Source organism: Duganella aceris (assembly GCF_011090165.1).
In the GTDB taxonomy this organism is placed as follows: domain Bacteria; phylum Pseudomonadota; class Gammaproteobacteria; order Burkholderiales; family Burkholderiaceae_D; genus Rugamonas; species Rugamonas aceris.
This window is the reverse complement of sequence record NZ_JAADJT010000009.1, coordinates 200376-214368: the sequence shown is the minus strand read 5'-3', so window position 1 is coordinate 214368 and position 13993 is coordinate 200376. Positions and strand designations below refer to the sequence as shown.

14 protein-coding genes are annotated in these 13993 nt (G+C 64.1%); 11 read left to right on the top strand and 3 right to left on the bottom strand.

Translation table 11 applies throughout. The features are described 5' to 3' along the window. The first annotated feature begins 13 nt into the window (after positions 1-13). From GW587_RS20380 to GW587_RS20360, 5 genes are all read left to right on the top strand, one after another. The gene (locus tag GW587_RS20380; protein WP_166106436.1) at positions 14-586 is read left to right on the top strand and encodes a TRAP transporter small permease; all 573 of its coding nucleotides are present in this window, start codon (positions 14-16) and stop codon (positions 584-586) included. After that, complete coding sequence (locus GW587_RS20375) at positions 583-1863, top strand: TRAP transporter large permease (protein ID WP_166106435.1); 1281 nt, start codon at positions 583-585, stop codon at positions 1861-1863. Before GW587_RS20380 ends, GW587_RS20375 begins: the two co-directional genes overlap by 4 nt. Positions 1864-2243: 380 nt before the next feature. Continuing rightward, positions 2244-2795, top strand: coding sequence for a methylated-DNA--[protein]-cysteine S-methyltransferase (locus GW587_RS20370; protein WP_166106434.1), 552 nt, complete (start codon positions 2244-2246; stop codon positions 2793-2795). Next, positions 2771-3676: a site-specific tyrosine recombinase XerD gene (gene xerD, locus GW587_RS20365; RefSeq protein WP_166106433.1), complete on the top strand. Its 906-nt coding sequence runs from the start codon at positions 2771-2773 to the stop codon at positions 3674-3676. The genes GW587_RS20370 and xerD overlap by 25 nt, the downstream gene beginning before the upstream one ends. A 71-nt stretch (positions 3677-3747) precedes the next feature. Continuing rightward, positions 3748-3933, top strand: coding sequence for a hypothetical protein (locus GW587_RS20360; RefSeq protein WP_166106432.1), 186 nt, complete (start codon positions 3748-3750; stop codon positions 3931-3933). A 9-nt stretch (positions 3934-3942) separates the two neighbouring features. Here the strand turns inward: GW587_RS20360 and GW587_RS20355 are convergent, their stop codons facing one another. The 3 genes from GW587_RS20355 to GW587_RS20345 all read right to left on the bottom strand — a co-directional run bounded on the left by GW587_RS20355 (position 3943) and on the right by GW587_RS20345 (position 9434). Then, entirely contained in the window at positions 3943-7056 is a 3114-nt protein-coding gene (locus GW587_RS20355) for an efflux RND transporter permease subunit (RefSeq protein WP_166106431.1), read from the bottom strand. A gap of 2 nt (positions 7057-7058) precedes the next feature. Continuing rightward, positions 7059-8291 (bottom strand): efflux RND transporter periplasmic adaptor subunit, encoded by a 1233-nt coding sequence (locus GW587_RS20350; RefSeq protein WP_166106430.1) that lies wholly within the window; start codon positions 8289-8291, stop codon positions 7059-7061. A 156-nt stretch (positions 8292-8447) separates the two neighbouring features. Further along, the gene (locus GW587_RS20345; protein WP_166106429.1) at positions 8448-9434 is read right to left on the bottom strand and encodes an endonuclease/exonuclease/phosphatase family protein; all 987 of its coding nucleotides are present in this window, start codon (positions 9432-9434) and stop codon (positions 8448-8450) included. 47 nt (positions 9435-9481) lie between these two features. Here GW587_RS20345 and ybaK point away from each other — a divergent pair, with 47 nt between their 5' ends. From ybaK to GW587_RS20315, 6 genes are all read left to right on the top strand, one after another. Beyond that, the gene (ybaK, locus tag GW587_RS20340; RefSeq protein WP_166106428.1) at positions 9482-9973 is read left to right on the top strand and encodes a Cys-tRNA(Pro) deacylase; all 492 of its coding nucleotides are present in this window, start codon (positions 9482-9484) and stop codon (positions 9971-9973) included. 59 nt (positions 9974-10032) lie between these two features. Continuing rightward, positions 10033-10662, top strand: a complete 630-nt coding sequence (gene plsY, locus GW587_RS20335; RefSeq protein WP_166106427.1) for a glycerol-3-phosphate 1-O-acyltransferase PlsY — start codon at positions 10033-10035, stop codon at positions 10660-10662. Then, complete coding sequence (locus GW587_RS20330; RefSeq protein ID WP_166106426.1) at positions 10662-11309, top strand: DsbA family oxidoreductase; 648 nt, start codon at positions 10662-10664, stop codon at positions 11307-11309. The genes plsY and GW587_RS20330 overlap by 1 nt, the downstream gene beginning before the upstream one ends. A gap of 94 nt (positions 11310-11403) precedes the next feature. Beyond that, positions 11404-12456 carry a GGDEF domain-containing protein gene (locus tag GW587_RS20325; RefSeq protein ID WP_166106425.1) on the top strand — a complete coding sequence of 351 codons (1053 nt, stop codon included), beginning with the start codon at positions 11404-11406 and terminating at the stop codon, positions 12454-12456. Between the two features lie 13 nt (positions 12457-12469). Further along, positions 12470-12760, top strand: coding sequence for a DUF427 domain-containing protein (locus GW587_RS20320; RefSeq protein WP_166106424.1), 291 nt, complete (start codon positions 12470-12472; stop codon positions 12758-12760). Continuing rightward, positions 12761-13990: a metal-dependent hydrolase gene (locus GW587_RS20315; RefSeq protein ID WP_166106423.1), complete on the top strand. Its 1230-nt coding sequence runs from the start codon at positions 12761-12763 to the stop codon at positions 13988-13990. Positions 13991-13993: the final 3 nt, after the last annotated feature.

Here is a 13993-nt window from a genome sequence, read left to right as displayed (position 1 = left end):
TAAAGGTTACCCCATGAAATTCCTCGATAAGCTCGAAGAATGGCTGATCGCGTCCCTCATGGCCGCGGCGACCATCCTGATCTTCGTCGCGGTGCTGCACCGCTACCTGTCCGGATTGCCCATACCCGGCCTGCAGGATTACCTGATCACGCTCAACACCAGCTGGGCGCAGGAAGCCTGTATCTACATGTTCGTCTGGATGGCCAAGTTCGGCGCAGCCTACGGCGTGCGCACCGGCATCCACGTCGGCGTCGATGTGCTGATCAACCGCATGAACACGCCTTGGCGCAACAAATTCATCGTCTTCGGCCTGCTGGCCGGCGCCACCTTCACCGCCATCATCGGCACGCTGGGCGCCAACTTCGTGCACCACATGTCGCAGACCGACCAGACCTCGGCCGACCTGGAGATGCCGATGTGGATCGTCTACCTGGCGGTGCCGCTGGGCTCGTATTTGATGTGCTTCCGCTTCCTGCAGGTGCTGGTCGCGTTCGTGAAAACCGGCTCGCTGCCGAAGCACGACCACTCGCACGTCGAGGGCCTGGAAGACGAATTGTCGGCTGAAGAAAAAGGAGCCAAAGCATGAACGCCTTGATTATTTTCGTGCTGCTGCTGGGGCTGATGTTGACCGGCATGCCGATCTCCATCTCGCTCGGCCTGACGGTGCTGACCTTCCTGTTCACCATGACCCAGGTGCCGATCGACACGGTGGCGCTGAAGCTGTTCACCGGCATCGAGAAATTCGAGATCATGGCGATCCCGTTCTTTATCTTGGCGGGCAACTTCCTCACCCATGGCGGGGTCGCGCGACGGATGATCAACTTCGCCAGCTCGATGGTCGGCCACTGGCACGGCGGTCTGGCGCTGGCCGGCGTGCTGGCGTGCGCGCTGTTCGCGGCGGTGTCGGGCTCGTCGCCGGCCACCGTGGTGGCGATCGGCTCGATCATCCTGCCGGCCATGGTGCGCCAGGGCTATCCGAAGTCGTTCGGCGCCGGCGTGGTCACCACCTCCGGCGCGCTGGGCATCCTGATCCCGCCGTCGATCGTGATGGTGATGTATTCGGTCACCACCAACACCTCGGTCGGCAAGTTGTTCATGGCTGGCGTGGTGCCCGGCGTCTTGCTGGCGTTCTTCCTCGGCCTGACCACCTGGTACCTGGCGCGCAAGCACAACTACCCGCGCATGGCCAAGGCCAGCTGGGGCGAGCGCTGGAGCACCTTCCGCAAGAGCGCCTGGGGCCTGCTGCTGATCGTCATCGTGATGGGCGGGATCTATTCCGGTTCGTTCACGCCGACCGAGGCGGCGGCGATGGCGGCGGTGTACGCCTTCTTCATCGCGGTGTTCGTCTACAAGGACTTGAAGATCAAGCAAGTCGGCAAGGTCTTGCTCGACTCGGCGGCGATGTCGGCGATGCTGCTGTACATCATCACCAACGCCATTTTGTTCTCGTTCCTGATGACCAGTGAAAACATTCCGCAAGCGATGGCGGAATGGATCACCGGCCAGGGCCTGGGCGTGATCAGCTTCCTGCTGGTGGTCAACGTGCTGCTGCTATTGGCCGGCAACGTCATGGAACCGTCGTCGATCGTGCTGATTATGGCGCCGATCCTGTTCCCGGTGGCGATGAAGCTGGGGATCGATCCGGTGCACTTCGGTATTTTGATCGTGGTCAACATGGAAGTGGGCATGTGCCACCCGCCGGTCGGCCTGAATCTGTACGTGGCGTCTGGAATCACCAAGATGGGCATCACGGAATTGACCGTCGCCGTGTGGCCTTGGCTGCTGACCATGCTGGGCTTTTTGATCTTGGTCACATATGTACCACAAATTTCTCTGTGGCTTCCAAATTTAATTTACTCTTAAACTACCCTGCGTTCCTGCTGCAAAAAAAACTGGGAAAAAGCCAAAAACATAAGTTATGATGGCGTCGCTCTCAGGGATAAACGCATAACGATATGCGTGTTGTAGCAGGAGCAAAGAATTGTAAGTGGGGAGTGTGTATTAGACGGTATCAATGCCGCCAATAGATCGAGGAGACACACGTTTTACAGAATGTCGTTGTGATAGTCGCTGCAAGCCGCCATAAGCGTGCTACGGGGACAGGCAAACGACCGGGAACGTGAAGCAGCATTTGAAAACGCACCTAACGGTGCGTTTTTTTTTGGCCGTGCGATCTACAATGCAAGTCATGTGGTTTTTTTTGTTGTCGCTTGCATGCAACATGTTGGTGCATTAGGACATAAATGAAGTACTTTTTTGGTGCGGAAACTGTGACGATAATACAACAGGGGAGTGAAATTTTTTCAGCCATTCTGGAGCTCCCGTTTGGAAAGCTGGGGGTTCGGACGGCCGCAGGTCTGATTACCGAGCTGTGCTACCTGCCGCCCCATTTTGATGCAAAGGCGCCGCGGGACGCGGCGGCCGCTGTGGCGGCCGAGCAGCTGACGCGGTACTGCGACGACGCCGATTTCGCCTTCGATCTGCCGCTGCAACGCGCCGGCACCGAGTTCCAGCAAAAGGTGTGGGGTGCGATCAGCTCGATCCCGCGCGGCAGCGTGCGCACCTACGGCGAGCTGGCCAAACACCTCGGCTCGGCGCCGCGCGCGGTGGGTCAGGCCTGCGGCGCCAACTGGTTCCCGGTGGTGATCCCGTGCCATCGCGTCACCGCCGCGAGCGGCCTGGGCGGCTTCTCCAACAGCGACGACCCGAATGGCTACCTGCTGGGCGTCAAGCGCTGGCTGCTGGCGCACGAAGGGCAAAGCGAATACGCATGGCAACAGACAACCTTGCTCTGATCGACGAGTTCTGCGACAGCCTGTGGCTGGAGGACGGGCTGTCGAAGAACTCGCTGGACGCCTACCGGCGCGACATGCGCCTGTTCGCCGCCTGGCTGGAGAAGATGCGGCCGGACGTCGGCGGCCTGATCGCCGTGGCCGGGCACGATATCCAGGGCTATATCGCGGCGCGCCACGGCGACAGCGGCAAGGCCACCTCGTCCAACCGGCGGCTGTCGGTGATCAAGCGCTTCTACCAGATGCTGCTGCGGCAGCGCCGCATCACGGCCGATCCCAGCCTCAAGCTACTGTCCGCCAAGCAGCCGCAGCGCTTCGTCCACACCTTGAGCGAGATTCAAGTGGAATCCTTGCTGGGCGCGCCCGACGTGAATATGCCGTTGGGGCTGCGCGAACGCACCATGTTGGAGCTGATGTACGCCAGCGGCCTGCGGGTGTCGGAGCTGGTGGCGCTGAAGATCCTGGAGCTGAGCCTGAACGACGGCGTGCTGCGCATCACCGGCAAGGGGGCCAAGACGCGGCTGGTGCCGTTCGGCCAGCAGGCGCGCATCTGGATCGAGCGCTATCTGAAAGAGGCGCGTGGGGTGATCCTGAACGGCCAGCAGGACGATGCGCTGTTCGTCACCGGGCGCGGCGGACCGATGACGCGGCAAATGTTCTGGATCTTGATCAAAAAGCACGCCAAGACCGCCGGCATCGAGACGCCGCTGTCGCCGCACACGCTGCGCCACGCCTTCGCCACCCACTTGCTGAACCACGGCGCGGATTTGCGGGTGGTGCAGCTTTTGCTTGGTCATTCGGACATATCCACCACACAAATCTACACCCACGTGGCGCGCGAGCGTCTGAAGCATTTGCATGCGCAACATCATCCCCGAGGCTGAAAAACTTGCGTCGGCCGTAACTGCGTCATAATGTGAGCAGGTAATCGAACCGGATAAAGAAGAGGTAGCAAATGGCAAAGACAAACTTCGCGTACGAAAAACGGCAGCGTGAGTTGGAAAAGAAGAAAAAGAACGAGGAAAAAGCCCGCCGCAAGGCCGAGCTGAAGCAGAATCCCCACCTGGCCGAGCCGGGTGAGCTGGAGGCGCAGGACGGCGACGACGACGACGAACCCGCCGCCGACGCCACCAAGGAATAACATTCCAGGTCAGGCGACTTCCTGCTTGGCCTCGTGCAGCCGCTCTTCTTCATGGTTGGCCTTGAAGAAGCGCGCGCAGCGCTTGCCCAGGCTGTCCAGGTAGGTGTAGGCCACCGGTACCACCACCAAGGTCAGCAGGGTTGACGTGATTACCCCGCCGATCACCGCCCGGCCCATCGGCGCCTGCGTCTCGCCGCCGTCGCCCATGCCGATCGCCATCGGCAGCATGCCGAACACCATCGCCAGCGTGGTCATCACGATGGGACGCAAGCGCACCTGGCCGGCGCTCATCAGGGCGTCGATCTGATTCATGCCTTCCTTCTGAGCATGGTTGGTGAAGTCCACCAGCAGGATCGCATTCTTGGTCACCAGCCCCATCAGCATGATGAAACCGATCACCGAGAAGATGTTCAGGGTGCTGCCGGTCGCCAGCAGCGCCACCAGCACGCCGATCAGCGACAGCGGCAAGGACATCATGATCGCCACCGGTTGCAGGAAGCTGCCGAACTGCGACGCCAGCACCAGGTAGATGAAGATCACCGCGATGCCCAGCGCGATCATCGCCGATCCCATGCTTTCCTCCATCTCCTGCGCGTTGCCGCCGACGTCGAAACGCACGCCGGCCGGCAGATCAATCTCCTTCATCACCTTCTTGACGTCGGCGTCGACGTCGCCGCCCGGACGGCCCTCGATGCCGGCGTACACCGCGACCCGGCGTTGCAGCGCCTGGCGCTTCAGCACCTGCGGGCTGAAGCCCGGCACGAATTCCACCACCTGGCGCAGCGGCACCATCACCGGACGGCCGTCCGGCCCCAGCTTGCTGGACGCCAGCGACAGGTCGGCCAGGTCGGCGATCTTCTGCCGGCCGGATTTCGGCAACTGCACGTTGACGTCGTAGTTCTGGCCGTCGGCGGCGAGGAAGTGGCTGGTGGTGTCGCCGGCCACGAACGGCCGCAGCGCGATGCCGATCTGCTGCGTCGTCAGGCCCAGGTCGCTGGCCAGCTCGTTGTTGATCTTGACGTTGGTCGACGGGTTGGCGCCTTCCTGGCTGTATTCCAGGTCGGCGATGCCCCTGATCTTGCGCATCTTGTCCATCAGGCGGTGCGCCACGTCGTCCAGCTTGCCCTCATCGGTGCCGAGGATGGCGATGAAAATCGGCTTCCAGCCCACGGTCAAGGTGATGCCGGCGATCTTGCCCAGCCGTTCGCGGATCGCGATCTCCATCTCCTTCTGCGAGCGGCGCTGGTGCAGCTTGCGGTCCAGCAGCTTCATGTCGATCTGCGCCGTGTTGCGGCCGTCCTGGGTGCCGACCACCGCCACCACGCTGGCGATTTCCGGGAAGGCCTTCAGCGCTTCCTCGACCTGCTGCACCTTGTTGTCGGTGTAGTCGAGGCTGGAGCCGACCGGGGTCTTCATCAGCAGGTTGACCCAGCCGTTGTCCTGCTCCGGCATCATCTCGCCGCCGATCATCGGCACCAGCAGCAGGCTGCCGGCGAACAGCGCGAACGCCGCCGCCAGCGTCATCTTGCGCCAGCGCAGCGCGAGCGCCAGCACCTTGCCGTACACCACGTGCAGCCACTCGACGCCGCCCTCCAGCCAGTGCATGAAGCGGCCCAGCCACGGCACGTATTTGAAGCGGTCCTTGACCGGATCCGGCCACACCGACGACAGCATCGGATCCAGCGTGAACGAGACGAACAGCGACACCAGCACCGCCACCGCGACCGTGATGCCGAACTGCAGGAAGAAGCGGCCGATGATGCCCTGCATGAAGGCCACCGGCACGAACACCGCGACGATGGCGAAGGTGGTGGCCATCACCGCCAGGCCGATTTCGTTGGTGCCGTCGTCGGCCGCCTTGCGGTGGCTCTTGCCCATGCCGAGGTGGCGCACGATGTTTTCGCGCACCACGATGGCGTCGTCGATCAACAGGCCGATGCATAGGGACAGCGCCATCAGCGTCAGGAAGTTCAGCGTGAAGCCGAAGGCCTTCATCGCGATGAAGCTGGCCATCACCGCGATCGGCAGGGTCACACCGGTGATGATGGTCGAGCGCCACGAGTGCAGGAAGAAGAACACGATCACCATGGTCAGCACCGCGCCTTCGATGATGGTGTGCTTCACGTTGTCGAGCTGGCTTTGCACCTTGACCGATTCATCGTTGAGGATGGTCAGCGTGACGTCCGGCGGCAGCGATTTTTGCAGCTCGGCCGCCGCCTGCTGGATGCGCTTGCCGACTTCGACCACGTTGGCGTCCTGCACCTTGGTGATGTCGATCGAGACCGCGCGCTGCCCGTTCAGGCGCGAGATCGACATCTCCTCTTGGGCGCCGTCGATGACGGTGGCCACCTGTTCCAGGTAGACCGGGCCGTTGGCGCGGCGCGCGACGATGATCTTGTTGAATTCGCGCGCGTCCTTCATTTTTCCTTCGACCCGCACCAGCTGCTCGGTGGCGCCGTGCGCCAGCGAGCCGGCCGGCAGATTGGTGTTGGTGGCCTGGATCGCGGCGATCACCTCGTCGACGCCGACCGCCTGCGCGGTCAGGTCGTTGGGGCGCAGGCTGATTAAGATTTGACGCGAGGTGGTGCCGTTCAGCCGCACCTGGCCGACCCCGGCCACGCCCTGGAAGCGCTTGCCGATGACCTGGTCGGCCATGGTCGACAGTTCGCGCAGCGTATGCTCGGTGGCGGTCAGGCCGATCTGTGCGATCGGGCGGCTGTTCTCGCCCTCGAAGCGGACGATGAACGGATCCTTGGCTTCCTTCGGGAAGCGCGGGCGCACCTGGGCGACCTTGTCGCGCAAGTCCTGCATCGCCTTGTCCATATTGGTCGACAGCTCGAAGTCGACGTAGACGCCGGCGCGGCCTTCCCACGAGTTGGCGCGCAAGGTCTTGATGCCGCTGACGGTGTTGACCACATCCTCGATCGGACGGGTGATGTCGTTCTCGACCGCCTCCGGCGACGCGCCCGGATAGTTTACTTCGATCATCGCGCCCGGGATGTCGACGTTGGGCATCGCCTCCAGCCCCAGTCCCCGGTACGAGAACAGGCCGAGCACGACCAGCGCCACCATCACCATGGTGGCGAAGACCGGATTCTGGATACTGGTTTTAGTGATCCACATGATCAGCCCTTCGCCAGCATCGCCGCTTTCGGCGGCTGGGACGGCGTCGGCGCGGCGAGGTTGGCCGGCAGCCTGACCTGGCTGCCCGGCTTGACGCTGCCGAGCTTGGAGACGATGACGTTGGCGCCGGCGTCGAGACCGTCGACCACTTCGACATAGCCCTCGTCCTCGTTGCGCAGGCCCAGCTTGACCGGCTGCGAGACCACCTTGCCCTGTTCGATCTTGTACACCACCTGCTCGCCGGCGCCGCCGCGCAGCGCCGCCAGCGGCACGATCGGCGCCACGGCCGAGCGATCGGTGACGATGCTGCCCTTGGCGAACATGCCGGCGCGCAGCGCGCTGTCGTCGTTCTTGACCGAGATGTAGACCAGCATCGCGCGCGAGCCTATTTCCGTGGCCGGATTGATGCGCGCCACCTTGCCGTGGAAATCGCGCTGCGCGAAACCGTCGACCTTGAAGCTGACGTCCTGGCCCACCTTGACCCGCGGGATTTCCGACGCCGGCACCTGGGCCTCCAGCGTCAGCTCGGACAGGTTGACGATGCTGAAGATCGGCATGTCCGGCGCCAGTTTCTCGCCGGCCTGCACGTGGCGCTTGCTGACCACGCCGCCGATCGGCGCCTTGATCACGCCGTCGTTGAGGGCGATGCGGGCGATGTCGACCATCGCCGCCGCCGACTTGACGTTGGCGCGCGCCAGGTCGACCGTGTTCTGGGTCGCGTCGTAGGCGTTCTGCGAAATGTATTTCTGCTTGAGCAGCGCCTGGCTGTTGCCTTCGTTCTTGCTCGCCATCGCCAGCTTGGCCTGGGCTTCGTCGAGCATCGCCTGCTGCTGTTGCAGGCGCGCGCGCAGGTCGGCCTGGTCGATGCGCGCCAGCACCTGGCCGGCGCTGACCGCCATGCCTTCCTGCACGGTAGTGACCTCCACCACGCCCGAGATCTTGGACTTGATGGTGGCCGAACTTAGGGGCGCCAGCGAGCCGGATAAGGGCAAGCTGACCGCCAATGATCGTGCTCCGACCGCCGCGATATCACCGCTGGACAGTTCGAAGACTTCTTTCTTTTCCTTCTTGTCGGCCGCCGCCTGCGCCGGCGGCGGTGCCGCTTTTTTCTGCATCACGGCCCAGCCGCCGCCGGCCAGGCCGATGACGATCAGGGCGGCGGCCGGAGCGCGCCAGCGTTTGCCGCGCGCGGTCGGCAGGGATGGGGCGGACGGGGGCAGGGTCTCAAGTTTCATCGTAGTTTTTCTGGTGAGGGTTGCGCATGGTGACACTCTACGAAGTTTAAAGAGCGACTGCTACCGCAGTGCGACAAGCGGCAGAAAAACACCGCTGAAATGCAAAAAGCCGGGGTCGAACGCGTCCGAGCCCGGCTGGCGGTGGGGGAGGGCGGGCTAGGCCGGCGTCGCCGGGTACAGCCGCAGCCGCACCAGCACCTGGCCGTGGTCCGAGGCTTCCGGCTTTTCCTGCATCAGATGGTCGTTCAGGTAGGTCACGTCCAGCACCTCGCCGACCGCGAAGCGCGAGGCCGGATTGAATTCCTCCGACACCAGCACATGGTCGATGGTCATGTGATGACCTTCGTGCAGGATGGTGTAGCCGACGTTGCGCAGGCTGTCGCGGCCGAGCTGGATCTGGTTGCAGTCGAACATGCGGCCGTTCAGCTGCTCGCCCTCGACCCCGGCGGCGCCGGAACCCATGACGATGGCGGTGGTGACGGCGTCGGCGGTGTCGTTGAAGTCGCCCAGCACCACGCGCGGCCGGCGCCCGTCGCGGTCCATATAGCTGAGCAGCGCACGCAGCGCCACCGCCTCGGTGCCGCGCCGGATCAGCGAGCGCAGGTTGGCCTGGGCGTACAGCATGGCGTCGTCGCCGTGGTCGCCGCTGTGGTAGTCGGGGCGCTTGGATTTGAGGTGGATGACGATCACGTCGACGATGCGCTGATCCGGCAGCACCACCTGCGCGTGCAGCGGCGCGCGGGCGAAGCGGTCGGCGTCGCGGCTGCCGGCCGGCAGCGCCACGCCTTCGGGGAACAATTGATACGCGGTGGCCGGCGCCGCCAGCGGCAGGCGCGAGATCAGCGCCACCTGCGGCGTCAGGCGGGTGTCGCCGGTGATCGGATCGGCCGGCGGATCGAAGCCGGCCAGCGCGGCGTCGCGGTAGCGTTCGCTGCGGGCCAGCACGTCGCGCAGCGCCGCCATCGAGAAGATTTCCTGCAGGCCGATCACGTCGGCGTCCAGCTGGTCCAGCTGGCGCGCGGTCCAGGCCACCTTGGCCCGGTACTCCGCCTCGGTCAGCGGCGACAGATTGTCGTACAATTTCGCCCCAGGCTGGGAAAGATTGCAAACATTGAAAGTGGCAAAGCGAATTTCCTGCTGCATAATGAGAAACTCCCGATAGAACTTACTTCACAAGCAGCGTATCACGCATGGCGAAAAAAGAGCACATCTCCGAAACTCCGGCCACCCAGCTGCTGCGCAAGCACAAGGTGGCGTTTTCCGAGCACCCCTACGACTACGAGGAGCACGGCGGCACCAGCGTGTCCTCGCGCGAACTCGGCGTCGACGAACATCACGTGGTCAAGACCCTGGTGATGCAGGACGAGGCCGCCAAACCTTTAATTGTGCTCATGCACGGCGATTGCAAGGTCTCCACCAAAAACCTGGCGCGCGGCATCGGCTGCAAGTCGGTCGAGCCATGCAAGCCGGACGTGGCCACGCGCCACAGCGGCTACCAGATCGGCGGCACCTCGCCGTTCGGCACCCGCAAGGCGATGCCGGTGTACGTCGAGGATAGCATCCTTGCGCTGGAAACGATTTATATCAATGGCGGGAGGAAGGGCTACCTGGTCGGCATCAAGCCGCAGGTGCTGGTCGAGCTGCTGAACGCCCGGCCGGTGCACTGCGCTCTGGCAGAGTAGGGCGCGACAGTGTATATTCGACGGCCCCTGCCCAGGGGCGTTACAACTTTGAGGAAACAATGAATACAGTTTGGATGACCGTGGCCGCCTACCTGATCGGCTCGATTTCGTTTGCCGTCATCACCAGCCGGTTGTTCGGCATCGCCGATCCGCGCACCTATGGCTCGAAAAACCCGGGCGCCACCAATGTGTTGCGTAGTGGAAATAAAGCGGCGGCGATCGTCACCTTGCTGGGCGACGGCGCCAAGGGTTGGCTGGCGGTGTGGCTGGCGATACGCTACCAGGAAAAGTTGAACATCGGCGACGCCACCATCGCGCTGGTCGCGATCGCGGTGTTCCTCGGCCACCTGTGGCCGGTGTTCTTCCGCTTCGTCGGCGGCAAGGGCGTGGCCACCGCGCTGGGCGTGCTGCTGGGCCTGAATCCTTGGCTGGGCCTGGCCACCTTCGTCACCTGGCTGGCGGTGGCGTTCGCGTTCCGCTACTCGTCGCTGGCCGCGTTGGTGGCGGCATTGTTCGCGCCTTTCTATTATGGTTTATTGTTCGGTATGGAGCCGCAGTTGCTGGCCGTGTTCGTCATGAGCGCGCTGTTGGTTTTCCGTCATAGCAAGAATATCTCCAACCTGATCGCCGGCAAGGAAAGCCGTCTCGGCAGCAAGAGCAAAGACGCGGTCAAAACGAAAGGTAAATAATGGCTACTCCTGTCAAAATCGATTTCGTCTCCGACGTGTCGTGCCCGTGGTGCGCGATCGGCCTGAAGTCGCTGCAAAAGGCGCTGGACGCCATCGGCGACGCGGCCGAGGTGGAACTGCACTTCCAGCCGTTCGAACTGAATCCGAACATGGTCCCGGAAGGCCAGGACATCGTCGAGCACCTGACCGAGAAATACGGTTCGACCCCGGCCCAGCAGGAACAGGCGCGCGAGATGATCCGCGCCCGCGGCGCCGAAGTCGGCTTCGACTTCGCCATGGGCAAGCGCGACCGCATCTACAACACCTTCGACGCGCACCGCCTGCTGCACTGGGCCGGCATCGAGGGCAAGCAGCGGGAATTGAAGGAAGCGCTGTTCGCCGCCTACTTCACGCTGGGCGACGACCCGAGCGCGCATCCGGTGCTGCTGCGCGTGGCCGGCGAAGTGGGGCTGGACACAGTGGCCGCCGCCGAAGTGCTGAAATCGAACCAGTACGCCGAAGAGGTGCGCCAGCACGAGCAGTTCTTCCAGCGCCACGGCATCAACTCGGTGCCGGCCGTGATCATCAACGAGCGCCACCTGATTTCCGGCGGCCAGCCGGCCGCCGTGTTTGAAAAAGCGCTGCGCGAGATTATGGCGAAGGCATAAAAAAATGCCATCATCGGCGGGGGCCGCGGCTCCCGTCACTCCTGTTTTGCGATAAACTGATAAGAAAAGATCATCGTCGCTCACAGGGAGGCCCATGCTGGCCGCAGAAAAAATACATACGCTGTCCATCGCCCGTCCACAGGCAGACCAGTTCCGGCTGGCCGCGCTGCACCGCTACCATATTCTCGACACCCCCGCCTGCGAAGACTTCAGCTTCCTCACCGAACTGGCGACGCAGATCTGCGGCGTTCCCTACGCCGTCATTTCGCTGGTCGACGCCGAACGGGTGTGGATCAAGGCCTGCGCCGGCATGCGCATGGGCGAACTGCCGCGCGGCGACAGCGTCTGCTCGCTGGCGGTGCTGGGCGAAGCCATCACCGAGATCCCCGACCTGAGCCAGGACTTCCGCACCGCCCGCATGACGCTGGCGGTCGAGGCGCCGTTCGTGCGCATGTACACCGGCGTCGCGCTGACCTCGGCCGACGGCTTCGCCATCGGCACGCTGTGCGTGATGGACACCAAGCCGGGCCGGCTGGGCGAAGTGCAGCGCGCCATGCTGGTCAAGCTGGCGCGTCAGGTGATGGCGCTGATCGAGCTGCGCGCCAACGCCCAGACGCTGACCGCCACCGTGCGCGAGCTGGAAGAGCTGGCCACCACCGACGAGCTGACCGGCCTGCACAACCGCCGCTCGCTGCTGCACCGTTTGAAATTCGAGACCGCGCGCGCCAAGCGTTTCCGCTCGCCGCTGTCGGCGGTGATGATCGACCTGGATCACTTCAAGCAGATCAACGACGACCACGGCCACGCGGTCGGCGACCAGGTGCTGGCCAACGTCGGCCGCCTGCTGCGCGAGAGCGTGCGCGTGATCGACATCCCCGGCCGCTACGGCGGCGAGGAGTTGTGCGTGATCCTGCCGAACACGCCGCTGGAAGGCGCCTGCAAGTTCGCCGAGACGCTGCGCGCCAAGCTGGAGGCGCAATTGCACTACGCCGGCCCGCGCCTGCTGCCGGTGACGGCCAGCTTCGGCGTCGGCTCGTTCGACCATATGGAAATCGCCGATGCCGAAAGCCTGCTGCGCCAGGCCGACACCGCCCTGTACCGCGCCAAGCACGCCGGCCGCAATCGCGTCGAATGCGGCGCACCCTGAAAGGATCGTCATCATGCCTACCGCCACCTGGAACGGCGTCGTCATCGCGCAAGCGAACGACGACGAAGTCGAAATCGTCGAGAACAATGTCTACTTCCCGCCATCGAGCGTGAAGCAGGAATACCTGCGGCCCAGCGAGCACACCTCGCGCTGCCCGTGGAAGGGCCTGGCCAGCTACTACAGCCTGGAAGTCGACGGCAAGGTCAATGACAACGCGGTCTGGTACTACCCGGCGCCGCTGGAAAAAGCGGCGCACATCAAAGACCACCTGGCCTTCTGGCGCGGCGTGGACGTGCAGCGCTAGTTGGATAATCTCACCCACAGCATCATCGGTTTCGGCGTCGGCGAGCTGGTGCATCGCAGTTTGCCGGACGAAGCCGATGAGCGCTCGCAGCGGGTGCGGCACCGGCTGTTGCTGGTGTCCTGCGCGCTGGCCAGCAACTTCCCCGATCTCGACCTGTTCCTGACCCGGCTGCTGCCGGATCCGCTCGGCTATCTGCTCAATCATCGCGGCCACACGCATACGGTGTTGTGGGCGTTGCCCCAGGCCTTGCTGCTGGCGGCCTTGCTGTGGCTGTGCTGGCCGTCGGCGCGGGCGCTGCTCAAGGGCAGCCGGCCGGCGCGGCTTGGACTGGCGCTCAGCGTCGGTGTCGGTTTCGCGCTGCATCTGCTGATGGACTACACCAATTCGTACGGCATCCATCCGTGGTATCCGCTCGATGCGCGCTGGTTCTACGGCGACATGGTGTTCATCGTCGAGCCCTTGTTCTGGGTGGCGATCGGGGTGCCGATGGCGTTGATCATGCGCTGGCGTTCGCTGCGCATCGCGGGGCTGGCTTGCCTGTTCGCGGCGCTTGTGATTTTCGCCGCCAAGGGATATCTGGGCTGGACTTCGTTCGCCGGATTGCTGGCGGTCGGCGTGGCGTGCGGCGCGGCGCAGTGGCGGGCGGGATTGCGCGGTCGCGGCGGTTTGTGGCTGGCGCTGGGCGTCGGCTTGGTCTTCATCGGCTTGCAGGGTGCGGCGTCTTCGGTGGGCAGGGCGCGCATCAGCGCCGTGTTGCAGCAGGTCGATCCGGCGTCGCGGGTGCTGGATGTGGCGATGACGGCGTTTCCGTCGCAGCCGTTGTGCTGGGCGTTCGTCAGTGTCGAGAGCAACGAGGCGGCGGACCGCTACCGGCTGCGGCGCGGCGTGGCCAGCATCGCGCCGGAGTGGCTGGCGCCGTTGGCTTGCCCGGCCGGGCTGGTGGAGCAGCTGCCCGCGCTGGCGCTGTCTCCCGGCGTGACGCAGTTCGCGACGGCGCAGGCCGGCCTGCACATGCTGCGCGCGTTGAAGGACACGCGCTGTGACGTCGATGCGTGGCTGCGCTTCTCGCGCATGCCGAAGCTCGATGTGGGCGAACTGTCGGACTACCGCTTCGCCGCCACGCCGCGCGGCAACTTCACCGCCTTGCGCATCACGCAGGCCGCGAAGTGCGGCGACGGCGTGCCGGGCTGGGGCTATCCGCGCGCGGATCTGCTGACGCCCCAACCATAGCGG